Consider the following 3186-nt stretch of genomic DNA (forward strand, 5'->3'; position numbering starts at 1 on the left):
TATTAATCCAAATTATCCAAAATTAGTAACAGTGCTTGATGGTTTGAAAAACAAAACAACATCGAATTTTAGTATTCAGCATGAGAGAGGCTGTGATTGGAGCGTAGCATCGGAAGCATCTATTGACACTAAATCAGTTGGTGATGATAGGCTGAGTAAGGTGAAAATTATGGCCTTGAAAGATTTGCCACAACCCAATTTAGAAAATGCATTAAAAATTGCTAATGAAAGTGATGTGGTTATTGCGGTTATGGGTGAGAATTTTTACCTGTGCGGCGAAGGCAGAGAACGTAAGGGGATAAGTTTGCCGGGCGAACAGGAAGCTTTTGTGCAAAAATTATTGGCAACTGGAAAACCGGTGGTCTTGGTGGTCTTTGGTGGCCGTCCACAGGTTATTACTGCATTGGAATCGAAATGTGCGGCCATTGTACAGGCTTGGTTTCCGGGTGAAGAAGGTGGAAATGCTGTTGCAGATTTACTATTGGGCAATTTTAATCCATCAGGTAAACTAACGGTTAGTTATCCTAAAAGCGAAGAACAAAATGAAATCTCCTACAATAATGGATATTCAAAGGATAATATGCCATTGTACCCGTTTGGTTATGGTTTATCATATACAAATTATACCTATAGTGCTTTAAATGTTCCGCGTACAGCCAACATTACCGATCAATGGATTACAGTTTCTTTCAAGGTAAAAAATACCGGTGCAATGGATGGAGCCGAAATCACTCAATTGTATTTGTCGCCTAAGGAACCAAATAAGAATTTTAAACCTATTCAGCTAAAAGGCTTTAAGCGGGTGGAACTTAAAAAGGGCGAAGAGAAACTGGTAAGCTTTAAGATTTCGCTACAACAATTTGCTTATTACAATAATAACTTATGGGAGATAGCGCCAGGCTTTTTTGAAATTAAAGCTGCAGCATCTTCAACAGACATCAAATTAACGGGTGTGATTGAGCTAAAGGGAAGTAAGGTAACAATGCCTAATCGTACAGTTTTATTTTCTGAATAGCTTTAACGTAAATGAACCACCAATCAATAAACTTATACTTATGAAAAAGATCATTCTCCTATTCCTCTGCTTTTCTAGTCTTGGCACTATGGCTCAAAAGACCAAGAACAGTTTGTCCATGAAAAAATTAATTGCTGATAACTTTGAACTTGCCATAAAACAATACCAGCTCCTAGAGAAGAACACCCCACAGGACTCTTTGCCCAAGACATTTGAAAAAAACCGCAATAAAAGCAGTGACATCTATTGGTGGTGCAGCGGTTTTTACCCAGGCTCTTTATTTTACATTTATGAGTATACCAAAAATCCAGTTATTTTAAGCGATGCGAAAAAACGTCTTGCACTTTTGGAACCAGTACAGCACTATACAGGCAACCACGATCTAGGTTTCATGATGTACTGCAGCTATGGAAATGCCTATCGCCTTTTTAAAGACCCTTCCTATAAAGACATCATCGTTCAATCATCAAAATCATTGGCAACTCGTTACCGTCCAAATGCCAAGGTAATCCAGTCATGGGACGCCAAGCCGGGGAACAAACAGGGCTATATTGGCCCTGTGATCATAGACAACATGATGAACCTGGAAATGTTGGAATGGGCCAGCCAGAACAGCACCGATAAAAGTTTTGCAGCCATTGCCAGAAACCATGCCAACACTACACTCAAAAATCATTTTCGCCCTGACTACAGCAGTTACCATGTGGTAGATTATGATTTTAACACTGGCAACGTTCATAAAAAGGTTACTGCCCAAGGAACAGCAGATGAAAGTGCATGGAGCCGCGGCCAAGCTTGGGCATTATATGGCTATACCATGATGTATCGCTTTACCACAGACCTCGCTTATCTAAAACAGGCACAAAATATCGAGAAATTCATCTTTACTAATCCCAATATGCCATCCGACCTTGTGCCTTATTGGGATTTCAACGCTCCCGGTATTCCCAATGCTTACCGCGATGCATCTTCGGCCGCCATCAATGCTTCTGCATTATTGGAACTGGCACAATATGTCGGCAAGGAACAAGGTAATAAATATGTTAAGACTGCTGAAAAAATTATCCGCAGCTTATCCTCTGCAACCTATCTGGCCAAGCCAGGAGAAAATGGAGGTTATTTGTTGATGCATAATGTTGGGAACATCCCTGGCAATTTTGAGATTGACACAACGCTGACTTATGCGGATTATTATTTCCTGGAAGCCCTATTAAGATATAAAAAATGGTATCTGTAAAATCGCGTCCCATGAAAAAGAAATACTATCCACTTCTTTTTTTATACATTGTATTGTTTATTTTTTTCCTTTTAGGAAGAATTAATTCAGCGTTTTCCCAATCGAATACCAGCAAAGTTTGCCAAACGATTACGGATAAAATAGTTAAGGATCTTACCCTTAAGCTCCCCGATTTTAAGTTGATTACCAAATATTCAGCTGCCCTCAAACCGGACGGAAGCTGGCCGGACATCGATTATACTTCCAAAGCATATACCGTTTGGCCGCCTAATGAACATCTGGTAAGGCTGCAAACACTGATCAAAGCCTATGTTACAAAAGGCAGCCTCTCTTATGCCGACGGGAAAATTTTTACGGGCATCACTAGTGCATTGCAATATTGGTACAGCTTAGATCCCAAAAGTGATAACTGGTGGTTCAATCAGATTTCTACCCCGCAATCTATCGGCGAATCGCTGATTTTGATGCGCTCTGGTGACAAGAAACTCGATAAAGAACTGCTAGGGAAACTGATCGAAAGGATGAAACAGGGGAATCCCGAAAAATGGACCGGAGCCAATAAAAAACAGATATTTCTCAGCATTATTTCTACAGGGCCTTATTAACCGAAGATGAGGCCCTGCTGACCTATTCTTTAAAGGAGTTTTTTAGTCCCGTTGTTCAGGTTTATAGAAAAGAGGGTATGCAGTACGATAACTCGTATATGCAGCATGGCCTGCAATTGTATATTGGAGGTTATGGTACCGTATTCCTAAATGGCGTTTTTAAAGTGGCCAATTACGTAAGTGGTACGCCCTACGCCATGAGTGCGGATAAAGTTGCTCTTCTGTCAAAATTCTTAAAAGACACGTATCTACAGACTATCCGTGGTCAATACGCTGATTTTAGTGTTGGCGGACGTGGATTAAGCCGCACCAATGCACTGGATATGGCC

General features: G+C 40.5%; 3 protein-coding genes and 1 pseudogene. All 4 read left to right on the top strand.

The annotated features are described in order from the left end of the window. A partial coding sequence (locus tag AC1DND_RS23870; RefSeq protein WP_477585065.1) for a glycoside hydrolase family 3 C-terminal domain-containing protein occupies positions 1-1015 on the top strand: 1015 nt, incomplete at its 5' end. Positions 1016-1055: 40 nt separating this feature from the next. Next, the gene (locus AC1DND_RS23875) at positions 1056-2252 is read left to right on the top strand and encodes a glycoside hydrolase family 88 protein (protein WP_477585066.1); all 1197 of its coding nucleotides are present in this window, start codon (positions 1056-1058) and stop codon (positions 2250-2252) included. Positions 2253-2263: 11 nt separating this feature from the next. Then, positions 2264-2857 (top strand): hypothetical protein, encoded by a 594-nt coding sequence (locus AC1DND_RS23880; protein WP_477585067.1) that lies wholly within the window; start codon positions 2264-2266, stop codon positions 2855-2857. A 17-nt stretch (positions 2858-2874) separates the two neighbouring features. Beyond that, positions 2875-3186, top strand: a pseudogene (locus AC1DND_RS23885) (chondroitinase); the annotation flags it as partial.

It is taken from the genome of Pedobacter sp. 01N416 (assembly GCF_056399685.1).

Excerpts from the sequence above, each read along its gene's own strand:
- AC1DND_RS23875 (WP_477585066.1), top strand. The coding sequence starts at position 1,056 with ATGAAAAAGATCATTCTCCTATTCCTCTGCTTTTCTAGTCTTGGCACT.
- AC1DND_RS23880 (WP_477585067.1), top strand. The coding sequence starts at position 2,264 with ATGAAAAAGAAATACTATCCACTTCTTTTTTTATACATTGTATTGTTT.